This is a genomic window from Micromonospora taraxaci, from assembly GCF_007830095.1.
GTDB lineage: Bacteria > Actinomycetota > Actinomycetes > Mycobacteriales > Micromonosporaceae > Micromonospora > Micromonospora taraxaci.
Map to the genome: position 1 here is coordinate 4,138,243 of NZ_VIWZ01000001.1, position 18,609 is coordinate 4,156,851.

An 18,609-nucleotide genomic window follows, 5' to 3' on the forward strand; every position below is an offset into this window, starting at 1 on the left:
ACACCTGTCAAGGCGGTACGGTGGTGTCAATGACAGGGGGTTACCGGTGGACGACGACGCTGCCGTGCCGGCCGCCGCCCGGCTGATCCGGGACTTCGTCAACACCGTCGAGCCACAGATCGACCACGAGACGTTGACCAGCCCCGGCCTCCTCCGCGACTGGTTCGCCGAACGGCACCTGATGCCGGCCGACGCACACCTCGGGCCGACGGACCTCGACCTGGCCACGACGATCCGCGAGGGCCTGCGCGCGGTGCTGCTCGGCCACGCCGGCCACGAATCCGACCCCGGCGCGCTCGATCGGCTCAACCAGGCGTTGGCGGGGATGCCCATCGCGCTGCGCTTCGCGGACGACGGTCATCGCCTGGTCGACGCCGCCAGCACCCCCCTGGGCCAGGCCGTCGCCGGTCTGGTCGACGCCATCCGGCAGTCCGCCGAGGACGGCACGTGGCAACGGCTCAAGGTCTGCGCCCGCGACACCTGCCGCTGGGCCTACTACGACTCCTCCCGCAACCAGACCCGCCGCTGGTGCTCCATGGCCGGGTGCGGCAACTACGTCAAGATGAAACGGGCGTACGCCGTCCGCACCGGCCGTCGGCCGTCGGCCCAACCCCGACGCCCTGATGCCCCCTGAGGAGGCCGAAGACAGGTCAGGTCACCCCGCACCCGCGAGTAATCGGCGAGCCCGTCGTCGACAGTGGATGCGAGGATCAGCCGATGGACGACGATCTCGCGGTTGCCCTGGCACGCGTTCGGGACGTGTTCGCCCGCTACCCGCGCCGTGCGGTGCTCGACGGCTGCCCGCACTGCAAGGGCGACGTGCTGGTCGACGAGCACGACCTGTTCTCACTGACCATCAGCCTCGGCAACACTGTCGGCAGCCGCGACGACGTGAAGAGCCTGCTCCCGGTGTTCCTCGAGTCGCTGGTGGTGTCCGAGGACCTGTACCCCGGCATCATCCTGGGCAAGCTCCCCCGCGAGGAGTGGCGCACCTGGCCCCAGGACGAGCAGGAGGCCATCGACGCGTACCTCGACGCGGTGTGGCGGTCGCTACTCGCCCACCACCCGCCGCGACTGGGGGCCTTCGAGGACGCAGCGACGTTCCTCGACGCGGCCCGCGCGGCCGGCGAGCGCGTCGAACGATTCCTCGACGTCTGGGACGCCACGCCCACCTCGTCGGCAGACCGTCACCTGGCCGAGATGGTCAGCAGAGTCGACTTCCTGAAGAGGAAGCCGAGCCTCCTGGGAGACTGGTTACGCCGAGAGGCGGTACGCGACCGCCTGCACCGCGCGTTCGAACGGGACCACGACTCGGCCTGGGCCGACGACCTCGCCCGGGCCTACGACCTCCTCCGCCGCTGACCGGGGCGCCTGCTCGTCAGAGCGGGCCGGAGAACGGCTGCTGCATCGGCATGGGGACCTGGAGGAAGGTCGTGCCGCGCATGTCCAGCCAGGCCCGGTCCGGCCCACGGACCAGTCGCATCATCACCGCCTCGCAGGACGGGCAGCGCGCTACCAGACCCGGGGCGTGCGAGTAGACGTGCAGGCTGGCCATCGAGCCGGTCATCCCGCAGTTCTCACAGCGACCCGTCGCGCTGCTCAGGTCCACGGTCAACAGCTCGCGCATCGGGCCGTCGAGCATGTTGCCGTCCACGTACGACATCTCGGTCATCGGATCTCCTCGACAGGGCGTGCGTCAGCCGGTGGGGCCGAAGCGTTCGGTCTTGACCCGCCGCGACGGATGCCCGAGCCCCACCATCAGGTCGGCGACGGTCTCCACGAACGCGGTCGGGCCGCACACGTAGGTGAGCGGTTGCAGGTCCGGTGGCCACCCGTGCGTGTTGACGTCGGAGAGCCCGATGCGGTGCGGGTCGCCGCGCCAACCCTCGGGCGCCTCGCGGGTGTAGACGTACGCGACGTCCAGGCCGAAGTCGTCGCGGACCCGGCGGCGAAGCTCGTCGGCGTAGATCACGTCACCGGGCGTGCGCACCGAGTAGATCAGCCGGAACGCCGCCTTGTTGCCGGCGGCGCGGCGGGCCCGGATCATCGCCATCAGCGGCACGATCCCGGAGCCGCCGGCGACGAGCTGCACCGGCGCGGTCTCCTCCGGCCGCCAGATGAACCACCCACCGAGCGGTCCGCGGACCTCCACCGGGTCGCCCTCGCCGAAGACATCGATGAGGTACGGGGACACTTCGCCGTCGTGCACGCGCTGGACGGTCACCTCGATGCGCGGGCCGCCCGGGCCGTCCACGACCGGCCCGGCGATGGAGTACGACCGGGCCGCCTGGTAGCCGTCCGGGGCGGTCAGGCGCAGGTCGACGTGCTGCCCGGGCAGGTGACCCGGCCAGTCCGGCACCTCCAGCACCAGGGTCTGCGCGGTAGGTGTCTCCACCCGGCGCTCCACCAGCCGACCGACCTGCCAGCGGTTGGCCGTCCGGGGCGGGCTGCTCGTCGCCACGGCGCGCTCAGTCACCCTGGTACCGCTGTTCGCGCCACGGGTCCCCGTAGTCGTGGTAGCCGGCGGTCTCCCAGAACCCCGGCTCGTCCATCGTCTTGAGCCGGATGCCGCGAACCCACTTGGCGGACTTCCAGAAGTAGAGGTGCGGCACGAGCAGCCGCGCCGGGCCGCCGTGCTCGGCGGCGAGCGGGGCACCCTCGAAGGTGTGCGCCACCCAGGCCCGGCCGCCGCGCAGGTCGTCCAGCGGCAGGTTGGTGCTGTAGCCGCCGTAGGAGTGCGCGAGCGCGAAGTGCGCCCCCGTGTCGACGTCGGCGAGCAGGGTGTCCAGTGAGACGCCCTGCCAGGTGGTGCCGAGCTTCGACCAGCGGGTGACGCAGTGGATGTCCACGTGCGGCGTCTCCTGCGGCAGAGCCATCAGCTCCTGCCACGACCAGCGGTGTTCGCTGCCGTTCTCGGCGGAGATGACGAACTCCCAGGTGTCCAGGGAGACCCGGGGCGTCGGGCCGGCCGAAAGCACCGGAAAGTCCTCGGTCAGGTACTGACCAGGCGGCAGGGCCGGCTCCTGCGTTCGGGGCCGACCCTGAAAACCCGGTGACACGATTCCCATTGCACAGTCGTACCACCCGCACCGGTGGGGGCGGGAGGTTTCCCGCGTACCCCCTCGTCGCCCGGCGCGGCGCGGTCAGTGCCGCTCGGCGACGACCTTGCGGTCCTCGGGCAGGTCGCCGCCCCGGGTGGCGCGCAGGCTGGTCACGGTGACCACCACCAGCACACCGATGATCACGCCGAGCGAGGCCAGGGTGGGGATCTGCGGCACGCTGTCCCAGATGCCGTGCGCCCAGTGCAGGCCCAGCTTGAGGCCGATGAACGCGAGGATGATGGCCAGGCCGTAGCTGAGGTGCACCAGCCGGCTCAGCGCCGCGTGCAGGACGAAGTAGAGCGCCCGCAGGCCGAGCAGGGCGAACGCGTTGGTGGCGAAGACCAGGTACGGGTCCTCGGTGATGCCGTAGACCGCCGGCACCGAGTCGACAGCGAAGACGACATCGGTGGCCAGCACCGCGACCACCACCAGGGCGAACGGGGTGAGTGCCCGCTTCGCGCCCTGGCGGACGGTCATCTTGGTGCCGTGGTAGTCGTCGACCACGGGCATGACCTTGCGCAGCAGCTTCACCGAGCGCATCTTGTTGATGTCGACTTCCTGCTGGTGCCCGGACAGGGCGTCACGCAGCAGCTTCACCGCCGTGGCGATGAGGATGATCGCGAAGAGCAGGAAGGCGAAGTCGAGGGTCTGCAGGGCGGCCGCGCCGAGGGCGATGAACACGGCCCGCAGCACCAACGCGCCGGCGATGCCGTAGAGCAGCACCCGCTGGGCCAGCACCGCCGGAACCGCGAACGCGGCCAGCAGCAGCATGAAGACGAAGAGGTTGTCGACCGAGAGCGACTTCTCCACCAGATAACCGGTGAGGTACTCCACGCCCTGCTGGGAGCCGTAGCGGGACCAGATCCAGGCGCCGAACGCCAACGGCAGGGCGATGTAGAACGCCGACCAGCCGATGGCCTCCCGCATGGACACCTCGTGCGGGCGACGGGTGACCAGGAAGTCCAGCACCAGCAGCAGGACCACGCCGATGATCGTGACCGCCCACAGCGTGGGCGTGCCGACCGACGACAGGTCACTGGCGGCGGACAGATACGACACTTCGCGCATTGGGGTCTCCTCGAACACCGTCATGTTCGAGGTCTCCTTCACCCATCACCGTGATGGGCAACCACCCGAGGCGCGCCGGGCGCGCCGTACTGACCGGAATGGTTCGTGGGAAGTACTCCCCTCGCACGACAAGGTTAGGCCAGGCCGAATCGCCATGCCAAGCGGGACATTGATGGTTGCCCTGGTAAACAGCTGTGTGTGACCGGGAAGGCCGCTGTCAGGCGCGACGAAGCGTCACGCCCGGCGCCATCGCCTGCTCGACCAGACCCCGGTAGTCACGCGGCAACTGGGTCACCACGTCGTCGAACTCACCACCGGTGATCGCCTCGCGCAGAGTGGTGAAGACCGCCCGGACGGCGTCGTCGGCGGCAGGCTCCTCCACACCGGCACGTAACGCGACCCGCGCGACGAACTCGGCCGCACCGAACCGGTCGGCCTGCTCGGTGCTCGGGCTCGGCTTAAGCACCAACTGCAACGGCTGCGGCAGTTGAACGGCCAGGTCCAGGACCTCACCGCCGGTCAACCGCTCGGCGAGCGTCTCCAACACCGCCCGGGTCAACTCCACCGCCCGCTCGGACGACGTCGCGGTGCGCTGGGAAACCTGGTCGATGAAGGTGTCGTAGTTCATCGCGTACTCCCTCTGGGCTCGCGTCGGCGTCTGCGACTACCCGCGGCGACCCAGCGGAAACGGCGGGGTTTCCTGCGCCCGGCGGGCGTGACCGGCCGGCGGGCGGGTAACCGCCGCCGGTCGTCACCACATCGATGCCCGAGGGAGCCCCTGCCATGGCGAGTTACGCCGAGGTCCTGCAGTACCTGTCGAGCCTGGACTACCCGGCCGAGAAGGCCGACGTGGTCCGTGAGGCCGAACGGGAGGGCGCCCCGCCGGACGTGCTGAAGGCGCTGCGCGCGCTGCCGCCGGTGGACTACGCCAACGGCACCGAGGTCGCCCGGTCGGCCGGCATCGAAGCGGCACCCGAGGTGGGCGCCGCCCAGCGGGCCGAGCAGGCCCGGGACAAGAAGCACAACCGGGTCTCGCAGCATCTGCGCGGCATCTGACCCGGCGGTGACGTCGACCGCCCGGACACGGACTCGTCACCGATGACCCACACCAGCCCATCCCGGCCCGTGGAGGTGCGTTTCCCCGCCGCGCGGCAACTCGCCGTGGTGGCGGTGGCCGGCGTCGTCGCCGGCGGCCTCTTCGCGCTGCTGCTGCCAGTGCCCCTCGCCGCGCTGGCCGGCTGGGACGTGGGCGCCCTGAGCTGGCTCGTGCTGGTGTGGCGCAAAATCTGGCCGATGGACGCCGAGCGGACCGCCCAGTTGGCAGTGCACGAGGACCCGAACCGGGCGGTCCGCGACGCGCTCCTGCTCGTCGCCTGCCTGGCCAGCCTGCTGGCCGTGGGGTTGGTCGTGGCCAGCGCCCAGAGCGCGCCTCCCGGTGTGACCCGCGAGCTGCACAGCGGGCTGGGCGTGCTGAGCGTGGTGCTCTCCTGGTTCGTGGTGCACACCGTGTTCGCCGCCCGGTACGCCCGGATCTACTACACCGGCCCGGACGGCGGGGTGAACTTCAACCAGCCCGAGCCGCCCTGCTACTCCGACTTCGCGTACGTCGCGTTCACTATCGGGACCACGTTCCAGGTGTCCGACACCAACCTGACCAGCAACGAGATGCGTCGTACGGTGCTGCGGCACTCAATGGTGTCGTACCTGTTCGGGGCGTTCATCATCGCCGTGACAGTGAACCTGCTGGCGGGTCTTGCGCGCTGAGTCGTTCCTCGCGGTCCGGCCTACGGAGCGACCGTGGCGGCCCCGGGGACGACACGGGGGCGAGGGTCGAACGAATCGCCGGGACAGGCGGGCGCCCCCTGGTCACGAACCGCGACCCGGGGCGCCACGCAAACCTGCCCAGGCGGTGAACCGCACCCGAACCGGGTGCCGTCACCAGGCGGTGGATGGCCGCTCGAACCGAGCGGCCAGCACTGCCGGGTCCAACCATACGACAGAACATCCTCCATTCGGTCAGTATTTGGCGAAGTGTGGGCCACCACACGTCATGATCGGCCCGTCACCTCCGCGTACCGGTGCTCAAGGTCGACCCGCGCCAGCGCCCCCACCAGCCAGGCAAGCTGCTCCGACTCCCCGCTGGCCAGGCCGGCCAGATCATCCGCCGACCTGCCCAGCCCGAGCCGACGAGCCGCCGCCAACGCGCGCCGGTCGGCCACCGGGGCGACCTCCCGCCACAACGCCTGCGCCTCGCGGAGGAACAGGTCGACGACCTGGCCGTCGACACCGGGAAGCTCGGCGAGGAGCTCCCGCTCCCGAGCCGGATCGTGGTGCGCCAACGCCCGCAACCTCCGCAGATCACCCCGGTATCGCTCGACAACGGTGCGACCCAGGTCGCCCAGCACGGCGGCGAGGGCGTCCACGTCGCCTCGCTGACCGCTGGCACGCAGCACCCGCACCCGGTCCTCGTGCAGCGAACGGGCCAGCCCTGCCGCGCTGTCCCAGCCCTCGTCGCGCAACGCCCGGGCACCGTCCAACGCCCGGCGGAAGTCACCCCGACGGGCCAGCAGCACCGCCAGATAGAGCACCTGGAACAGGCTCGCCGGATTGTTGGTCACCCGAAAGCCGTACTGCTCGGCGAAGCCCCGCCCGGTGCCGGCAAGCCGGCGCGCCAGGCGCTTCCGGTCCGCCATCGGGGTGATCAGAGTGGTCGGCATGCCGGCGACTACCCGCGCGACCGACTGTCACACGCGGGGTGCACGCCGGTGCGGTCACGGGCCCGTCAGCCCTGCCGGCCCGTCAGCCGTGCAGGCCGCCGGTGCGGTCGCGGGCCTTGAGGCGGGTGGTGGGCAGGGCGGGTGCCGGCAGCGGCGGCGCCGCATCGTCGGCGACGACGCCGAAGCGCGCGTCCCCCGCCATCCAGTCCTCCCGGGCGGCGAGGATCTCCTCGTGCGAGCGGCCCACGAAGTTCCACCACATCACCAGCGGCTCCTCGAACGGCGTACCGCCCAGCAACAGCAACCGGGCCCCCGACCCTCCCCGCACGGTCAGCTCGCGGCGACCCGTACCCAGGTAGAGCAACGCCCCCGGCTCGAACCCCACCCCGGCGGCCTCCGCCGAGCCGGACATCGCCAGCACGGCGTACTCGAAATCGGGCCGCAACGACAACGTCGTCGGCGCCTCACCGCCCAGCTCCAGTTGCACCCCCACCAACGGGGTGTGCACCACCGCCGGTGACCGCTGCCCACCGAACTCACCGACCAGCAGGGTGACGTCCACCTCGCCGTCGCGCCAGCGCGGCAGGTCGGCGTGGTGCGCGAAGTCCGCCGCACCGGCTCGCGCCGGGTCCGGCAACGCCACCCAGAGCTGTACGCCGTGCATCACCGGCGGATGGTCGGCCGGCGACCGCTCGGAGTGGGCGATGCCGTTCCCGGAGGTCATCACGTTCAACTGGCCGGGCCGGATCGGCTGCACGTTGCCGAGGCTGTCCCGGTGCAGGATCTCCCCTTCCAGCAGCCAGGTCACCGTCTGCAGACCGGTGTGCGGGTGCGGTGGCACCTCCATGCCGGGCCGCTGCGCCACATCGTCCGGGCCGAAGTGGTCGACGAAACACCACGCGCCGACCATGCGGCGGGGACGCTGTGGCAACAGTCGCCGCACAGTGGTGTACCGCCCCAACGGCACGTCGTGGCCGGGCAACAGCACACTGCCGGGATCAACGTCGGCCACACCAGGCGGTCGGGTCTGCGCCAGCATCGACTCGGTACGCTCCACCGCCCGACTGTACGCTCACGCCCACCCACGGCCGCAGCGCTTCGGTTCGCCGACTGCTTGGCTCACCGGCCTTGGCCTTGGCCTTTGGCTACTCGGCTCACCGGCCGCCGGCGGACACCGTCACCCGGTTCGCACCCGCGACCAGGTCCAGGTAGAGCCGTTCGGTCGCACGATCCCAACCCGGCGTGCTGAGGACCGCACCCGCGCCCACCCCATCCCAGCGGTCGGTGCCCAGCGCGACCGAACCGGCGCCCACTCCCACGCGAACCCGCACCGGCGTCTCCCCGGCGAGCCGGATGTCGAGCTGACTAGTTCCACCGATGAGTCGTACCGTCAGGATGCTGGCGCCCTCCGGGCTGCCGGCACCGGACGCGCTGCCGGTGCCGGCCGCGGTGACCGGTGGCAGCAGGATCTCGGTGTGGGCCGACCCGCCAACGAGTTCCACGCCCAGCAACCGGCCCCGGGCCAGGTCCAGGACCTGACGGCTCACCCCGCCGGCGAGGTGCAGACGCCAGGCGACCCGCTCGTTGAGCAGCACCCGCACGGCCCGTGTGCCACGCTCCCCGGACTCCGCGAGGTCGAGTCGGACGGTCTCCCCGGTGACTGTCGGTCGACCCACCACCGACGAGTCGGCCGGGCTGCTGATCCGGTACAGGTCGTTCCCCAGCTCGGCCATCCGCAGGTCGAACGAGGACACCCCGTCCGCGAGCACGAAGGTGCCTTTCTGCCGACCCGCCAGTGGCGCCGTGAGCAGCCGATCGTCGGTAGCCGTCCCACCGGGTCGACCATCAGCCGCGTCCGGGTCGGCGACGCCTCCCGCGCGCCCAACGCCGTCGGGCCGGGTGCCGTCGGGGCGGATGCCGTCGCGTCCACCGGCGTGGGTCGTGCCGAGTCGCCCGGGGTCCGCGATAATCACGGCCACCGCAGCCGCACCCAGCAGCAGCACGACAGCCGCAGCAGCCACCAGCAGGCGGGAGCCCGTGGACCACCGCAGCGGTACGTCGTCACCGGCGGGTTCCGGCGGCGCCTCCGGTTCACGATTCGTGCCGTACCCCACCGCGGTCATACCTCTGTCCCTCCGCCGGTCCCCGACGGGAGGTACGTACCCGCCGGCCGATCGGATCACTCCGCGCCGCCAGCGCCACTCCACTACGTCGCCGAACGGTCGCCGCATCACGAGATCTTGGACAGTTTCCGTTCTCGCGTAACGGAAACTGTCCAAGATCTCGGAGTGGATGGCCCGCCGCCGCCTTCGCGTGGCGGTGGATATGCCGATGGCCGGCACCCCGTTGTGGGGTGCCGGCCAGCGGTCGGAGAGTTTCGGTGGGGTCAGCTGTTCCAGTACTGGCCGACCAGGTCGGTGGCCTGCTGCTCCCACTGCGCGTACGCGTCCGGGTAAGCGGAAACCTGGACGGTCTGCGCGGCGTCGGTCAGCGGCATGTCCTGCCACCCGTCAACCTGACGCAGGCCCTTCAGGAAGGCCGTCGTCGAGTAGGCCGGGTCGGTGATCTGCTCCGGCGTACCCCAACCCGAGGACGGGCGCTGCTGGAACAGACCCAGCGAGTCGTGGTCGTTGGCGTCGCCGAGGTGGCCGAGGTTCTCCAGCTTCGACTCCTGCAGGCTCGTCGCGATCGAGATCACCGCAGCCCGCTCCGGGAGACCGGCCTTCTTCGTCGCGGCGATGATCGCCTTCACGTTCGCCGTCTGCTCGCCGTTCACCGTGATGTGCGACTGCTCGCCCTGCGGCTTCGGCGCCGCCGACTGCACCGCAACAGCAACAGGCTTCGCGTCCACAGCCGGAGTGGCGGCGTGGGCGGCGATCGGACCGGCGAACACACCACCGGCAAACGCCAGACCAGCAACAGACAGCACACTCTTACGCATGATCGTGTTCATGGGGGAAGCTCCTTCGGGGGTAAGGACACCCGCACACGTGCCACGGGTGTGAGCACCTCGTCCGGCGCTGCAACAAAAGTCTTAGGGGTTCATCGGCGGCCTGCGAACGGGGGCTCGCGGCGCCGGGTCCATCTGTAACGACCCGGGGGCCGAGGTCATTCCTGGGGCGGCCCATCCGCTGGCACCCGATGGAGCGGGGTGCCGGTCGGGGCGGGGTCCAGGTGTAACGACCCGGGGTCGGGGGTCATTCCCGGGGGTGGACCATCGCGCCGACAGGCCGTGGTCCTGCGATCGTCAGGGTGTGTAACGACCCCGACCCGGCCACGATTCCGGCCGCGAAGTGGCCCCGACCACACGCCGATACCACCCAAACGGAACAAACCGCACCAGCCAACCCCACCTCAGACCCCAAAGCACCCAGGGCGGCGGGCGGAACGCACCCAGCTCACGCATGATCCACACGACTTCGCTGATGTGGGGGTATCCGAGAGGGGTTGATACCGCGACTTCGCCGAAACGGAGTCGATCAAGGCGCGCGGGTGAGCCAATGCCGACAATCCGGACTCGCGTAACGACTGGATGCAGGCCAGGCACCGTCAGGACAGGGCACCACGTAGGGCAGCGGACCTCACAACCGCGCGTGATCCACTCGACTTCGTGAAAACCGTGGCATCCGAGACGGTCTGACACCCCGACTTCACGGAAACCGAGTCGATCACGAATCAGAGCCGCGCCGAGCGGGCGCGTAAGAACAGAGCCACAGGAAACGTGGCCGAAGCGAGCGAGGCAAGCCGCGGCCAACCGGCCAACGGGCCAGGCGGCCAGGCGGCCAGGCGGCCAGGCGGCCAGGCGGCCAGCGGGCCAGCGGGCCAGGCGAACAAACCGGCCAAACGAGCCGAGCGAGCCGAGCGAGCCAAGCGAGCCGAGCCGGGACGGGGACGACCGGGTGGCGGGCTCGTTCAGCTGGCGAGGCGGGAGCGGACTTTTGCGGCGCAGGCACCCAGGACCGTCTGCGCGTCCAGCCCCAGGCTCTCGATGGCCACCAACGCGGTGAAGGCGACGTCGGCCAGCTCGGCGGCGACGTCCTCGCGGGTGTGGGTGACGCCCTTGCGCGGATTCTGCCCGAGCAGCCCGATCCAGGCGGCGGACGCCTCCCCCGCCTCCTCGGTCAGCTTCAGGATGCGGCAGGTCAGTTCGGTCTGCCCGGTGCCGTTCGCGTTGTCCAACCAGCTCCGCGACGCGCGGGCCGCCTCCCAGATCGACTCGTCCACGGCGACAAGTCAACCCGACAGGTCTGCCTGCCCACGCAGCCGGGTACCGGGGACGGACCCTCACCGACCAGCATGCCGGCTGGCCCGGGGCCGACGGCGGTCTGCATCCCGCGCGCACGAGCGGCGGGTCAACGCACGCATGAGCTGACCGCCCGCACAGGCTGACCGAACAAGGCGCACGGGCGGGCCTGATCAGCCGGACAGTCGGGCTTGACCGGCCGATCAGCGCAGCCATTGACACTGGTCGACGGCGGTCCTAGGTTCAGGGCGCTACCGGCCGGTAGGCAACCGTCCCGCCTGGTCGCCCCCGGGGCGACGTCCGTCCGATGGGGAGCATCGATGCTGTCCGCACCCGTTCGTACCCTCCGCCGGCTGCTCGCCGCCACCGCGACGCTGACTCTCGCGGTCGGGCTGGCCGGTGCCACGCCGGCGAGCGCCACCGGTCGCGACCCGAGGGTCGGGGAGCCGCTACCCGGGTACACCATCGAGAATCCGCCGTTGACGCCGCTGGTCGTGGGCGGCAAGCCGACGACGGTACGCCAGGGCGTGCACCGCCACGCCGGGTACATCATCGAGGTCCCCGCCCGGTGGAACGGCGACCTGGTGATGTGGGCGCACGGCTACCGCGGCCAGGGCACTGTGCTCTCGCCGGAGCCGCCGGCCTTCGGGCTGCGCCAGCGTCTGCTCGAGCAGGGGTACGCCTGGGCGTCGTCCTCGTACGACAGGAACGGCTTCGACATCCGTTCGGGGGTGCTGGGCACCAAGGATCTCGCCGACCACTTCGGACGGACGGTCCGCCGGCCGCAGCACACGTACGTCGCCGGGGTGTCGATGGGCGGGTACGTCATCGGTCGTTCGCTGGAGCAGTACCCCGGCTTCTACGACGGGGCGCTGCCGATGTGCGGGGTGCTCGGCGACCAGACGTTGCTCGACTTCTACCTGGACTACAACCTGGTTGCGCAGACCCTCGCCGGGGTGCCGGCGTACCCGACGCCGGCCGACTACCTGACGAACGCCGTACCCCGGATCCAGGTGGTGCTCGGTCTGGCCGGGTTGACCCCCACCGGGCCGGACACCACCACGGACCGGGGTAAGCAGTTGCGGGCCATCACCGTGAACCGTTCGGGCGGGCCGCGTCCGGGCGCGGACGCGGCGTTCGCGGTCTGGAAGGACTTCCTCTTCTCGATCAGCGTGCCCACCGGGAGTGGCAACTCCCCCGCCCAGCGGCCCGGTCAGCTCTCCACCAACCTGCTCACCCGGTACGCCCCGAACAGCCCGGTCGACGTCAACGCCACGGTGCGGCGGGTCGCGCCGGAGAACCCGGTGCAGCGGCTCCTGCCGACGCTGACCGAGGTGCCACGGATCGCCGGTCGGCCCACCGCGCCGGTGCTCAGCCTGCACGGCCTCGGTGACCTGTTCGTGCCCTTCAGCATGGAGCAGGCGTATGCCACGGACGTGGCACGGCACGGTCGTAGCAAGCTGGTGGTCCAACGGGCCATCCGGGCCACGCAGCACTGCGAGTTCACCCCGGCGGAGGCCGGCGCCGCCTGGGACGACCTGATGTCCTGGGTACGCACCGGCAAGCGCCCGGCCGGCGACACCGTGACCGACCCGGCGGTGGTGGCGCGGCCCGACTACGGCTGCCGGTTCAGCGACCGGGAGGCGTACGCCGCTGGGGTCGGCACCCGCCGCCTCTACCCGGCCTGCTGAGACACGACGACGCCGGCCGGCCCCCGCGTGGGGGCCGGCCGGCGCGTGTGTGTGCGGGTGTCACCAGAGCTGCTGGACGATGTCCGCCGCCTGCTCCTCCCACTGCGCGTACGCGTACGGGAACGCGGAGACCTGGACGGTCTGCGCGGCGGTGGTCAGCGGCAGGTCCTGCCAGCCGCCCACGTTCTTGAGTGCGCTGAAGAACGCGGTGGCGGAGTACTCCGGGTCGGTGATCTGGTCAGGCGTGCCCCAACCGGACGACGGGCGCTGCTGGAACAGGCCCTGCGAGTCGTGGTCGTTGTACGCGCCCAGGTGGCCGAGGTTGTAGAGCTTCGACTCCTGCAGCGAGGTGGCCACGCCGATCACTGCGCCCCGGTCACCGACGCCGGTCTTCTTGGCGGCGTCGACGATCTTCCGGGCGTTGGCGAGCTGCGCGTCGTCGAGCGGGATGCGCGACTGGGCGCCCTCGATGCCGTGCGGGATCAGCTGCGCTCGGCTGGGCTTGCCGGCCGGCGGCTTGCCGGTGGCGGAGCCGGTGGTCAGGCCCGACTCGACGGGCTGGTCGTCCTGCTGAGCCGACGTGGCGGCCTTGCCGGTGGCGAGGTCGATGGCGGCGACGGCGCCCTGGTGAGGTCCGGTGGTGACCGGAGCGGCGACTGCGGTCGGAGCGAGGGCCAGGCCGCCGAGGGCGGCCACACCCGCGACGCTCAGCGCGGTCTTGCGGTACGAGTCCTTAGCGATGGCGGGGAGCCATCGAGTGAAGTCGACCTTCACGATGGTTGCCCTCTCGATCGTGCGGAGCGCTCCGGGGTGAACACTCCTCGGGAGATGACCGCGGAAAGGGTTTGGGCTTCGGCGGTACGGGGGACACAACCAGGCTGACGTGTCGGTCATTCCGGAAATGCCCTCGCGTCGGCCCGGTGCGGTCCCGGTCACGGCGCGGAACCGGACGTGGCGGCTCAGCGCACGCCAGGTCCGACGATGGTGACGCAGGGTGATTTCGGCAGGCGGAGGATGGATCCGCCCGGCAGCCTTTGCTCTGCACCCACATACGCGCCGGACACGTTCGGTGACGGCGGTGAGAAGCGCCCGGGCTTGACGGAAAAGGCCCATCCGCAGCTCGCGGCACATGGTGCGTATATGGATGCAGAGCAAAGGGGGCCTGCACCGTCTTGGGGAGGCGGGCGGTGGGCGGTTTGTCGCTACCGTGCGTGGGCGTCCCGGGCCAGCACGGTGGGTGAGGTCGCCGTGCGGCTCGGTGACCGCCCGGGTGAGGGCGTTGGCGCGGAAGAGCCTCCGGTCAGCCGTCGCGTCCGGACTCCGCGCCCCGCGTCCCGGCACCCTCGTCGAGGGTGAGCAGCTCCTGGAAGACGGTGATGTGCAGGCCGGCGGGGGCGTCGAGGCGGGAGTTGAGAGAATCCCACGGTGTACGCGTCGGCGGTGCGACCTCGCTCGCCCCGGCGGCGACCAGCCGGGAGGTAGTCGCCTCGGTGTCGTCCACCTCGAAGGCCACACGCATCCGGGGGGCAACCTGCCGTCCCACCTCGACGTCGTCGATCATGCGTTTCTGGGCCGGGTTCGCGAGTTCGAGGGTGGCGCGGCCGGCGTCCAGAATCATCACCCGGGCGTCGCCGTCGCTGACGAACTCCGCCTCCTCGGGCAGGCCGAGCGCGTCCCGGAAGAACGCGACGGCGGCCTCGTAGTCTTCGGCCTCCACCACGAGGCGCAGCTGACGGACGACAGGTGCGGGGTGCTCGGCGGCCATGCGCGCGATCCTAACGCCGTAGGCTCGCACCGCCGGGAAGGGAGCGTCATGGCTGGGACAACGCACGACGAGACGTACCCCGTGCGCCCGGTCGGCCGGGTCGCCTCACCGCTGACGGACGCGGCGGACGCCCCGCGCCAGGGTGACGAGGGCGCCCCGACCGCCTGGTTGGTCTTCGACCCGCAGGTCGGCCCGGCTCTGCGCGACCTGCGGAGAGGTGCGGATCTGCTGGTGCTGACCTGGTTGGACCGCGCCCGGCGCGACGTGCTGGTCGTACACCCGCGCGGCGACCAGAGCCGGCCGGAGACCGGGGTGTTCAGCACCCGGTCCCCGCACCGGCCCAATCCGATCGGCCTGCACCGGGTGCGGGTCCTGGGCGTGGACGGGCTGCGCATCGAGGTGGCCGACCTGGAGGCCCTCGACGGCACCCCGATCCTGGACGTCAAGCCGGTGCTGGGCGCGGCCGACGAGCGCTGAGCCGCGCACCCGCACGCGGGCTCAGTGGCCGCGCGCCAACCACTCCTCAAGGTGCGGGGCCTCCGCGCCGATGGTGGTGTCGTCACCGTGGCCGGTGTGCACGACCGTCTCCGGCGGCAGGGTGAGCAGGCGGGTACGGATCGACCTGACGATGGTGTCGAAGTCGCTGTACGAGCGGCCGGTCGCGCCCGGACCGCCGGCGAAGAGCGTGTCCCCCGTGAAGACCACGCCCAGGTCCGGGGCGTGGAAGCTGCACGCCCCGGGGCTGTGCCCCGGGGTGTGCAGCACCCGCAGCGTCGTGCCGGCCACCTCGATGCTCTGCCCGTCGTGCAGTTCGCCGTGCGGCGGCAGGTGCGGGTGGGCCATGTCCCACAGCACCCGGTCGGCGGCGTGCAGCAACACCGGCGCGCCGGTGGCCTCGGCCAGTTCGGGCGCCACCCGGACGTGGTCGTCGTGGGCGTGGGTGGCCAGGATCGCGCGGACCTGCCGGTCACCCACCAGGGCGAGGATCGCGGCCACGTCGTGCGGGGCGTCCAGGACGACGCACTCGCTGTCGTCACCGATCACCCAGACGTTGTTGTCCACGTCGAACGTCTGGCCGTCCAGCGAGAACGTGCCGGCGGTGACCGCGCGATCGATGCGGGCGGTCATCAGAACACCACCACCGAGCGCAGCACGTCGCCGTGGTGCATCCGCTCGAACGCGTTCTCGACCTGATCGAGTGCGATTTCCTCGGTGACGAACGCGTCGAGGTCGAGCCGGCCCTGCAGGTACAGCTCGGTGAGCATCGGGAAGTCCCGGCTGGGCAGACAGTCGCCGTACCAGCTCGACTTGAGGGCGCCGCCGCGTCCGAAGACGTCCAGCAGGGGCAGCTCGATCTGCATCTGCGGGGTCGGTACGCCGACCAGCACCACAGTGCCGGCCAGGTCGCGGGCGTAGAACGCCTGCTTCCAGGTCTCCGGTCGACCCACCGCGTCGATCACCACGTCGGCGCCGAAGCCGCCGGTGGCGGCACGGATCGCCTCGACGGGGTCGGTCTCCGAGGCGTTCACGGTGTGGGTGGCGCCGAACTGGCGGGCCCAGTCGAGCTTACGGCTGTCGGTGTCCACCGCGACGATCGTGGTCGCGCCCGCGAGGACGGCACCGGCGACGGCGGCGTCTCCGACACCTCCGCAGCCGATCACCGCGACCGAGTCGCCCCGGGTGACGTTGCCGGTGTTCATCGCCGCGCCCAGCCCGGCCATCACCCCGCAGCCGAGCAGCCCCACGGCGGCCGGTCGGGCGGCCGGGTCCACTTTGGTGCACTGCCCGGCGTGCACCAGGGTCTTCTCGGCGAACGCGCCGATGCCCAGCGCCGGGGCGAGTTCGGTGCCGTCGGTGAGCGTCATCCGCTGCTTCGCGTTGTGGGTGTTGAAGCAGTACCAGGGGCGGCCTCGGCGGCAGGCGCGGCAGTCGCCGCAGACCGCACGCCAGTTGAGGACCACGAAGTCGCCCGGGGCCACGTCGGTGACGCCCTCGCCGACCTGCTCCACGATGCCCGCCGCCTCGTGGCCCAGCAGGAACGGGTAGTCGTCGTTGATGCCACCCTCGCGGTAGTGCAGGTCGGTGTGGCAGACACCGCAGGACTGGATCCGGACGACGGCCTCACCTGGGCCGGGATCGGGCACCACGATGGTGGTGACCTCGACCGGCGCGCCCTTGCTGCGGGAGATGACTCCCCGGACTTCCTGGCTCACTTCGCCTCCTGCTGGTGGTCTGCGGCAGGGCCGGACGCCGAGCGGGGGCGGGGTGCCACGGGCTCGGCGGTGGGCCCTCGGCGAACCTACCGCGACCACCACGGCCAGCCCAGCCCGCCTGGCGGTTATCGCGGGCGGTCCGGGGTACGCGGGCCGCATTCGACCACGGCCAACGGGAGTGACCATGAAACTCGCACACCTGCCGCTACGGGTCAGCATCGGTGCGTACTTCCTCAACTCGGGTCTGCAGAAACGGAACCTGGAGGGCGCCGCCGCGGAGAGCATGCACGGGATGGCGGTGACGGCCGTGCCGCAACTGGGTCAGTTCGAGCCGGCGCGCTTCGCGAAGCTGCTGGCGTACTCGGAGGTCGCCCTCGGGGCCGCGCTGATCGCGCCGTTCGTCCCGGCGCCCCTGGTCGGGCTGGGTCTGACGGCGTTCGGCGCGGGCCTGGTGCAGCTGTACCTGAAGACGCCGGGGTTGCGGGAACCCGGCAGCATCCGCCCGACCCAGCAGGGTGCGGGGCTTGCCAAGGACGTCTGGTTGGTCGGCGCCGGCCTGACCCTGGTGTTGGAGGGGCTGACCCACGGCCGTCGGCGCGGCTGACCGGCCAACGGTCTGAGGAGCCGCGGTGACCCAGCCTCGGTCGGTGCGGCCGTTCTACAGGCCGATGCGACCGCGTCGACGCGACGAGCCGCACCGCGCGGCCACCCCGCTGGAACTGTTCTTCGACCTGTGTTTCGTGGTGGCGGTGGCGCAGGCGGCCAGCAGCCTGCACCACGACGTCGCCGAGGGCCACCTCGGGCACGCCGTCGGCAGCTACCTCATGGTGTTCTTCGCGATCTGGTGGTCGTGGGTGAACTTCACCTGGTTCGCCTCGGCCTACGACACCGACGACGACGTCTACCGGATCACCACGCTGGTGCAGATCTGCGGAGCGCTGATCCTGGCGGCCGGGGTGCCGCGCGCCTTCGCCGACGGCGACTTCAGCGTCATCACCTACGGGTACGTGGTAATGCGGCTGGCTGCCGTCGTGCACTGGAGCCGCGCAGCCGTCGGCGACCCCCGACACCGTCCGGCGGCCCGTCGTTACGCGATCGGCGTGACAGTGGTGCAGATCGGGTGGCTGCTGCGGCTGCTGCTGCCCGCCGAGTGGGGCCTCGCGTCGTTCCTGCTGCTGGTGCTGGCCGATCTGCTGGTGCCGGCGGTGGCCGAGCGCCCCGGGATGACGCCCTGGCACCCCCGGCACATCACCGAACGGTACGGGCTGTTCACCCTCATCGTGCTCGGCGAGACTGTCCTGGCCATCTCGATGGCGATCCAGGCCGGGCTCGACGCCGGGGAGCACGACCTCTGGTCGCTCGCGGCAGCGGGCGCGATCATCGTGTTCGCGCTGTGGTGGCTCTACTTCGACCGGCCGATCGAGGCGCCCGACCGGTTGCCGTACTCCCTCATCTGGGGTTATGGCCACTACCTGGTCTTCGCGGCGATCGCGGCGATCGGGGCCGGGCTGGGCGCGGCGGTGGACGTCGACCGGAATCTCGCGCACATCTCCGAGACCACCGCCGGGTACGCGGTGGGCATCCCCGTCGCGGTCTTCCTGCTCACGATCTGGGTGCTGCACGTACGTCGGCAGCAGCACGGCGTGGTGGTCGTCGCCTTCCCGGTCGTCGCGCTGCTGGCGTTGCTCGCGCCGCTCGGCCCGGCCCCGGTGTATGTGCTCGCGGCCCTGCTGGTCGCCCTGGTGACGGTGACAGTGCTGCTGCGCAGCCGGGACGTCGGGCCCAGCGCGAGGGTCGCAGACCCGGCGTAG

Annotated in this window: 21 protein-coding genes and 2 pseudogenes; 8 read left to right on the top strand and 15 right to left on the bottom strand. The window is 71.2% G+C overall.

The window, feature by feature from the left end:
- The first annotated feature begins 46 nt into the window (after positions 1–46).
- Together FHU34_RS19150 and FHU34_RS19155 are read left to right on the top strand one after the other, a co-directional pair.
- Positions 47–634, top strand: a complete 588-nt coding sequence (locus tag FHU34_RS19150; protein ID WP_145782560.1) for a CGNR zinc finger domain-containing protein — start codon at positions 47–49, stop codon at positions 632–634.
- Positions 635–717: 83 nt separating this feature from the next.
- Positions 718–1,362 (top strand): hypothetical protein, encoded by a 645-nt coding sequence (locus FHU34_RS19155; protein WP_145782562.1) that lies wholly within the window; start codon positions 718–720, stop codon positions 1,360–1,362.
- Positions 1,363–1,378: 16 nt separating this feature from the next.
- Here FHU34_RS19155 and FHU34_RS19160 read toward each other — a convergent pair whose 3' ends face one another.
- The 5 genes from FHU34_RS19160 to FHU34_RS19180 all read right to left on the bottom strand — a co-directional run bounded on the left by FHU34_RS19160 (position 1,379) and on the right by FHU34_RS19180 (position 4,797).
- Positions 1,379–1,672, bottom strand: coding sequence for a DUF6510 family protein (locus FHU34_RS19160; RefSeq protein WP_145782564.1), 294 nt, complete (start codon positions 1,670–1,672; stop codon positions 1,379–1,381).
- A gap of 24 nt (positions 1,673–1,696) precedes the next feature.
- Positions 1,697–2,461 (bottom strand): ferredoxin reductase, encoded by a 765-nt coding sequence (locus tag FHU34_RS19165; RefSeq protein ID WP_145785679.1) that lies wholly within the window; start codon positions 2,459–2,461, stop codon positions 1,697–1,699.
- 7 nt (positions 2,462–2,468) lie between these two features.
- Positions 2,469–3,068: a sulfite oxidase-like oxidoreductase gene (locus tag FHU34_RS19170; protein WP_145782566.1), complete on the bottom strand. Its 600-nt coding sequence runs from the start codon at positions 3,066–3,068 to the stop codon at positions 2,469–2,471.
- A gap of 75 nt (positions 3,069–3,143) precedes the next feature.
- Positions 3,144–4,169 (bottom strand): TerC/Alx family metal homeostasis membrane protein, encoded by a 1,026-nt coding sequence (locus tag FHU34_RS19175; RefSeq protein WP_145785680.1) that lies wholly within the window; start codon positions 4,167–4,169, stop codon positions 3,144–3,146.
- A 217-nt stretch (positions 4,170–4,386) separates the two neighbouring features.
- Positions 4,387–4,797, bottom strand: a complete 411-nt coding sequence (locus FHU34_RS19180; protein WP_145782568.1) for a DUF2267 domain-containing protein — start codon at positions 4,795–4,797, stop codon at positions 4,387–4,389.
- A gap of 155 nt (positions 4,798–4,952) precedes the next feature.
- On the opposite strand from FHU34_RS19180, the gene FHU34_RS19185 reads away from it, so the two are divergent.
- Both FHU34_RS19185 and FHU34_RS19190 read left to right on the top strand, forming a co-directional pair.
- Positions 4,953–5,225 carry a DUF2795 domain-containing protein gene (locus FHU34_RS19185; RefSeq protein WP_088989827.1) on the top strand — a complete coding sequence of 91 codons (273 nt, stop codon included), beginning with the start codon at positions 4,953–4,955 and terminating at the stop codon, positions 5,223–5,225.
- Between the two features lie 42 nt (positions 5,226–5,267).
- Entirely contained in the window at positions 5,268–5,933 is a 666-nt protein-coding gene (locus tag FHU34_RS19190) for a DUF1345 domain-containing protein (RefSeq protein WP_145782570.1), read from the top strand.
- A gap of 284 nt (positions 5,934–6,217) precedes the next feature.
- Here the strand turns inward: FHU34_RS19190 and FHU34_RS19195 are convergent, their stop codons facing one another.
- The 5 genes from FHU34_RS19195 to FHU34_RS19215 all read right to left on the bottom strand — a co-directional run bounded on the left by FHU34_RS19195 (position 6,218) and on the right by FHU34_RS19215 (position 11,110).
- Positions 6,218–6,886: a hypothetical protein gene (locus FHU34_RS19195; RefSeq protein ID WP_145782572.1), complete on the bottom strand. Its 669-nt coding sequence runs from the start codon at positions 6,884–6,886 to the stop codon at positions 6,218–6,220.
- Positions 6,887–6,968: 82 nt separating this feature from the next.
- A complete protein-coding gene (locus FHU34_RS19200) occupies positions 6,969–7,943 on the bottom strand; it encodes a pirin family protein (protein ID WP_145782575.1) in 975 nt (324 codons plus the stop codon).
- Positions 7,944–8,040: 97 nt separating this feature from the next.
- Complete coding sequence (locus FHU34_RS19205) at positions 8,041–9,009, bottom strand: hypothetical protein (RefSeq protein WP_244311734.1); 969 nt, start codon at positions 9,007–9,009, stop codon at positions 8,041–8,043.
- 263 nt (positions 9,010–9,272) lie between these two features.
- The gene (locus FHU34_RS19210) at positions 9,273–9,839 is read right to left on the bottom strand and encodes a hypothetical protein (RefSeq protein WP_145781693.1); all 567 of its coding nucleotides are present in this window, start codon (positions 9,837–9,839) and stop codon (positions 9,273–9,275) included.
- Positions 9,840–10,798: 959 nt separating this feature from the next.
- Positions 10,799–11,110 carry a MazG-like family protein gene (locus tag FHU34_RS19215; protein ID WP_145782577.1) on the bottom strand — a complete coding sequence of 104 codons (312 nt, stop codon included), beginning with the start codon at positions 11,108–11,110 and terminating at the stop codon, positions 10,799–10,801.
- 339 nt (positions 11,111–11,449) lie between these two features.
- Between FHU34_RS19215 and FHU34_RS19220 the strand changes: the two genes are divergently transcribed.
- Positions 11,450–12,820, top strand: a complete 1,371-nt coding sequence (locus FHU34_RS19220; RefSeq protein WP_145782579.1) for an alpha/beta hydrolase family protein — start codon at positions 11,450–11,452, stop codon at positions 12,818–12,820.
- A 60-nt stretch (positions 12,821–12,880) separates the two neighbouring features.
- On the opposite strand, the pseudogene FHU34_RS34265 reads toward FHU34_RS19220, so the two are convergent.
- The 3 genes and pseudogenes from FHU34_RS34265 to FHU34_RS19230 form a co-directional block, all read right to left on the bottom strand.
- A pseudogene (locus FHU34_RS34265) lies at positions 12,881–13,321 on the bottom strand (hypothetical protein); the annotation flags it as partial.
- Between the two features lie 80 nt (positions 13,322–13,401).
- Positions 13,402–13,594, bottom strand: a pseudogene (locus FHU34_RS34270) (hypothetical protein); the annotation flags it as partial.
- A 526-nt stretch (positions 13,595–14,120) separates the two neighbouring features.
- Positions 14,121–14,585: a VOC family protein gene (locus FHU34_RS19230; protein WP_145782583.1), complete on the bottom strand. Its 465-nt coding sequence runs from the start codon at positions 14,583–14,585 to the stop codon at positions 14,121–14,123.
- Between the two features lie 48 nt (positions 14,586–14,633).
- On the opposite strand from FHU34_RS19230, the gene tsaA reads away from it, so the two are divergent.
- Positions 14,634–15,062: a tRNA (N6-threonylcarbamoyladenosine(37)-N6)-methyltransferase TrmO gene (tsaA, locus tag FHU34_RS19235; RefSeq protein ID WP_145782585.1), complete on the top strand. Its 429-nt coding sequence runs from the start codon at positions 14,634–14,636 to the stop codon at positions 15,060–15,062.
- Positions 15,063–15,083: 21 nt separating this feature from the next.
- Here tsaA and FHU34_RS19240 read toward each other — a convergent pair whose 3' ends face one another.
- The gene (locus tag FHU34_RS19240) at positions 15,084–15,713 is read right to left on the bottom strand and encodes an MBL fold metallo-hydrolase (protein ID WP_145782587.1); all 630 of its coding nucleotides are present in this window, start codon (positions 15,711–15,713) and stop codon (positions 15,084–15,086) included.
- Positions 15,713–16,798, bottom strand: coding sequence for an S-(hydroxymethyl)mycothiol dehydrogenase (locus FHU34_RS19245; RefSeq protein ID WP_145782589.1), 1,086 nt, complete (start codon positions 16,796–16,798; stop codon positions 15,713–15,715). Before FHU34_RS19245 ends, FHU34_RS19240 begins: the two co-directional genes overlap by 1 nt.
- Before the next feature lie 184 nt (positions 16,799–16,982).
- On the opposite strand from FHU34_RS19245, the gene FHU34_RS19250 reads away from it, so the two are divergent.
- Entirely contained in the window at positions 16,983–17,402 is a 420-nt protein-coding gene (locus FHU34_RS19250; protein ID WP_145782590.1) for a DoxX family membrane protein, read from the top strand.
- A 25-nt stretch (positions 17,403–17,427) separates the two neighbouring features.
- On the top strand, positions 17,428–18,609 hold the full coding sequence (locus tag FHU34_RS19255; RefSeq protein ID WP_208745038.1) for a low temperature requirement protein A: 1,182 nt from the start codon (positions 17,428–17,430) through the stop codon (positions 18,607–18,609).

Coding starts and splice junctions, on each gene's coding strand:
- FHU34_RS19155 (WP_145782562.1), top strand. CDS start 718: ATGGACGACGATCTCGCGGTTGCCCTGGCACGCGTTCGGGACGTGTTC.
- FHU34_RS19160 (WP_145782564.1), bottom strand. CDS start 1,672: ATGACCGAGATGTCGTACGTGGACGGCAACATGCTCGACGGCCCGATG.
- FHU34_RS19170 (WP_145782566.1), bottom strand. CDS start 3,068: ATGGGAATCGTGTCACCGGGTTTTCAGGGTCGGCCCCGAACGCAGGAG.
- FHU34_RS19175 (WP_145785680.1), bottom strand. CDS start 4,169: ATGCGCGAAGTGTCGTATCTGTCCGCCGCCAGTGACCTGTCGTCGGTC.
- FHU34_RS19180 (WP_145782568.1), bottom strand. CDS start 4,797: ATGAACTACGACACCTTCATCGACCAGGTTTCCCAGCGCACCGCGACG.
- FHU34_RS19185 (WP_088989827.1), top strand. CDS start 4,953: ATGGCGAGTTACGCCGAGGTCCTGCAGTACCTGTCGAGCCTGGACTAC.
- FHU34_RS19190 (WP_145782570.1), top strand. CDS start 5,268: ATGACCCACACCAGCCCATCCCGGCCCGTGGAGGTGCGTTTCCCCGCC.
- FHU34_RS19195 (WP_145782572.1), bottom strand. CDS start 6,886: ATGCCGACCACTCTGATCACCCCGATGGCGGACCGGAAGCGCCTGGCG.
- FHU34_RS19205 (WP_244311734.1), bottom strand. CDS start 9,009: ATGACCGCGGTGGGGTACGGCACGAATCGTGAACCGGAGGCGCCGCCG.
- FHU34_RS19210 (WP_145781693.1), bottom strand. CDS start 9,839: ATGAACACGATCATGCGTAAGAGTGTGCTGTCTGTTGCTGGTCTGGCG.
- FHU34_RS19220 (WP_145782579.1), top strand. CDS start 11,450: ATGCTGTCCGCACCCGTTCGTACCCTCCGCCGGCTGCTCGCCGCCACC.
- FHU34_RS19230 (WP_145782583.1), bottom strand. CDS start 14,585: ATGGCCGCCGAGCACCCCGCACCTGTCGTCCGTCAGCTGCGCCTCGTG.
- tsaA (WP_145782585.1), top strand. CDS start 14,634: ATGGCTGGGACAACGCACGACGAGACGTACCCCGTGCGCCCGGTCGGC.
- FHU34_RS19240 (WP_145782587.1), bottom strand. CDS start 15,713: ATGACCGCCCGCATCGATCGCGCGGTCACCGCCGGCACGTTCTCGCTG.
- FHU34_RS19250 (WP_145782590.1), top strand. CDS start 16,983: ATGAAACTCGCACACCTGCCGCTACGGGTCAGCATCGGTGCGTACTTC.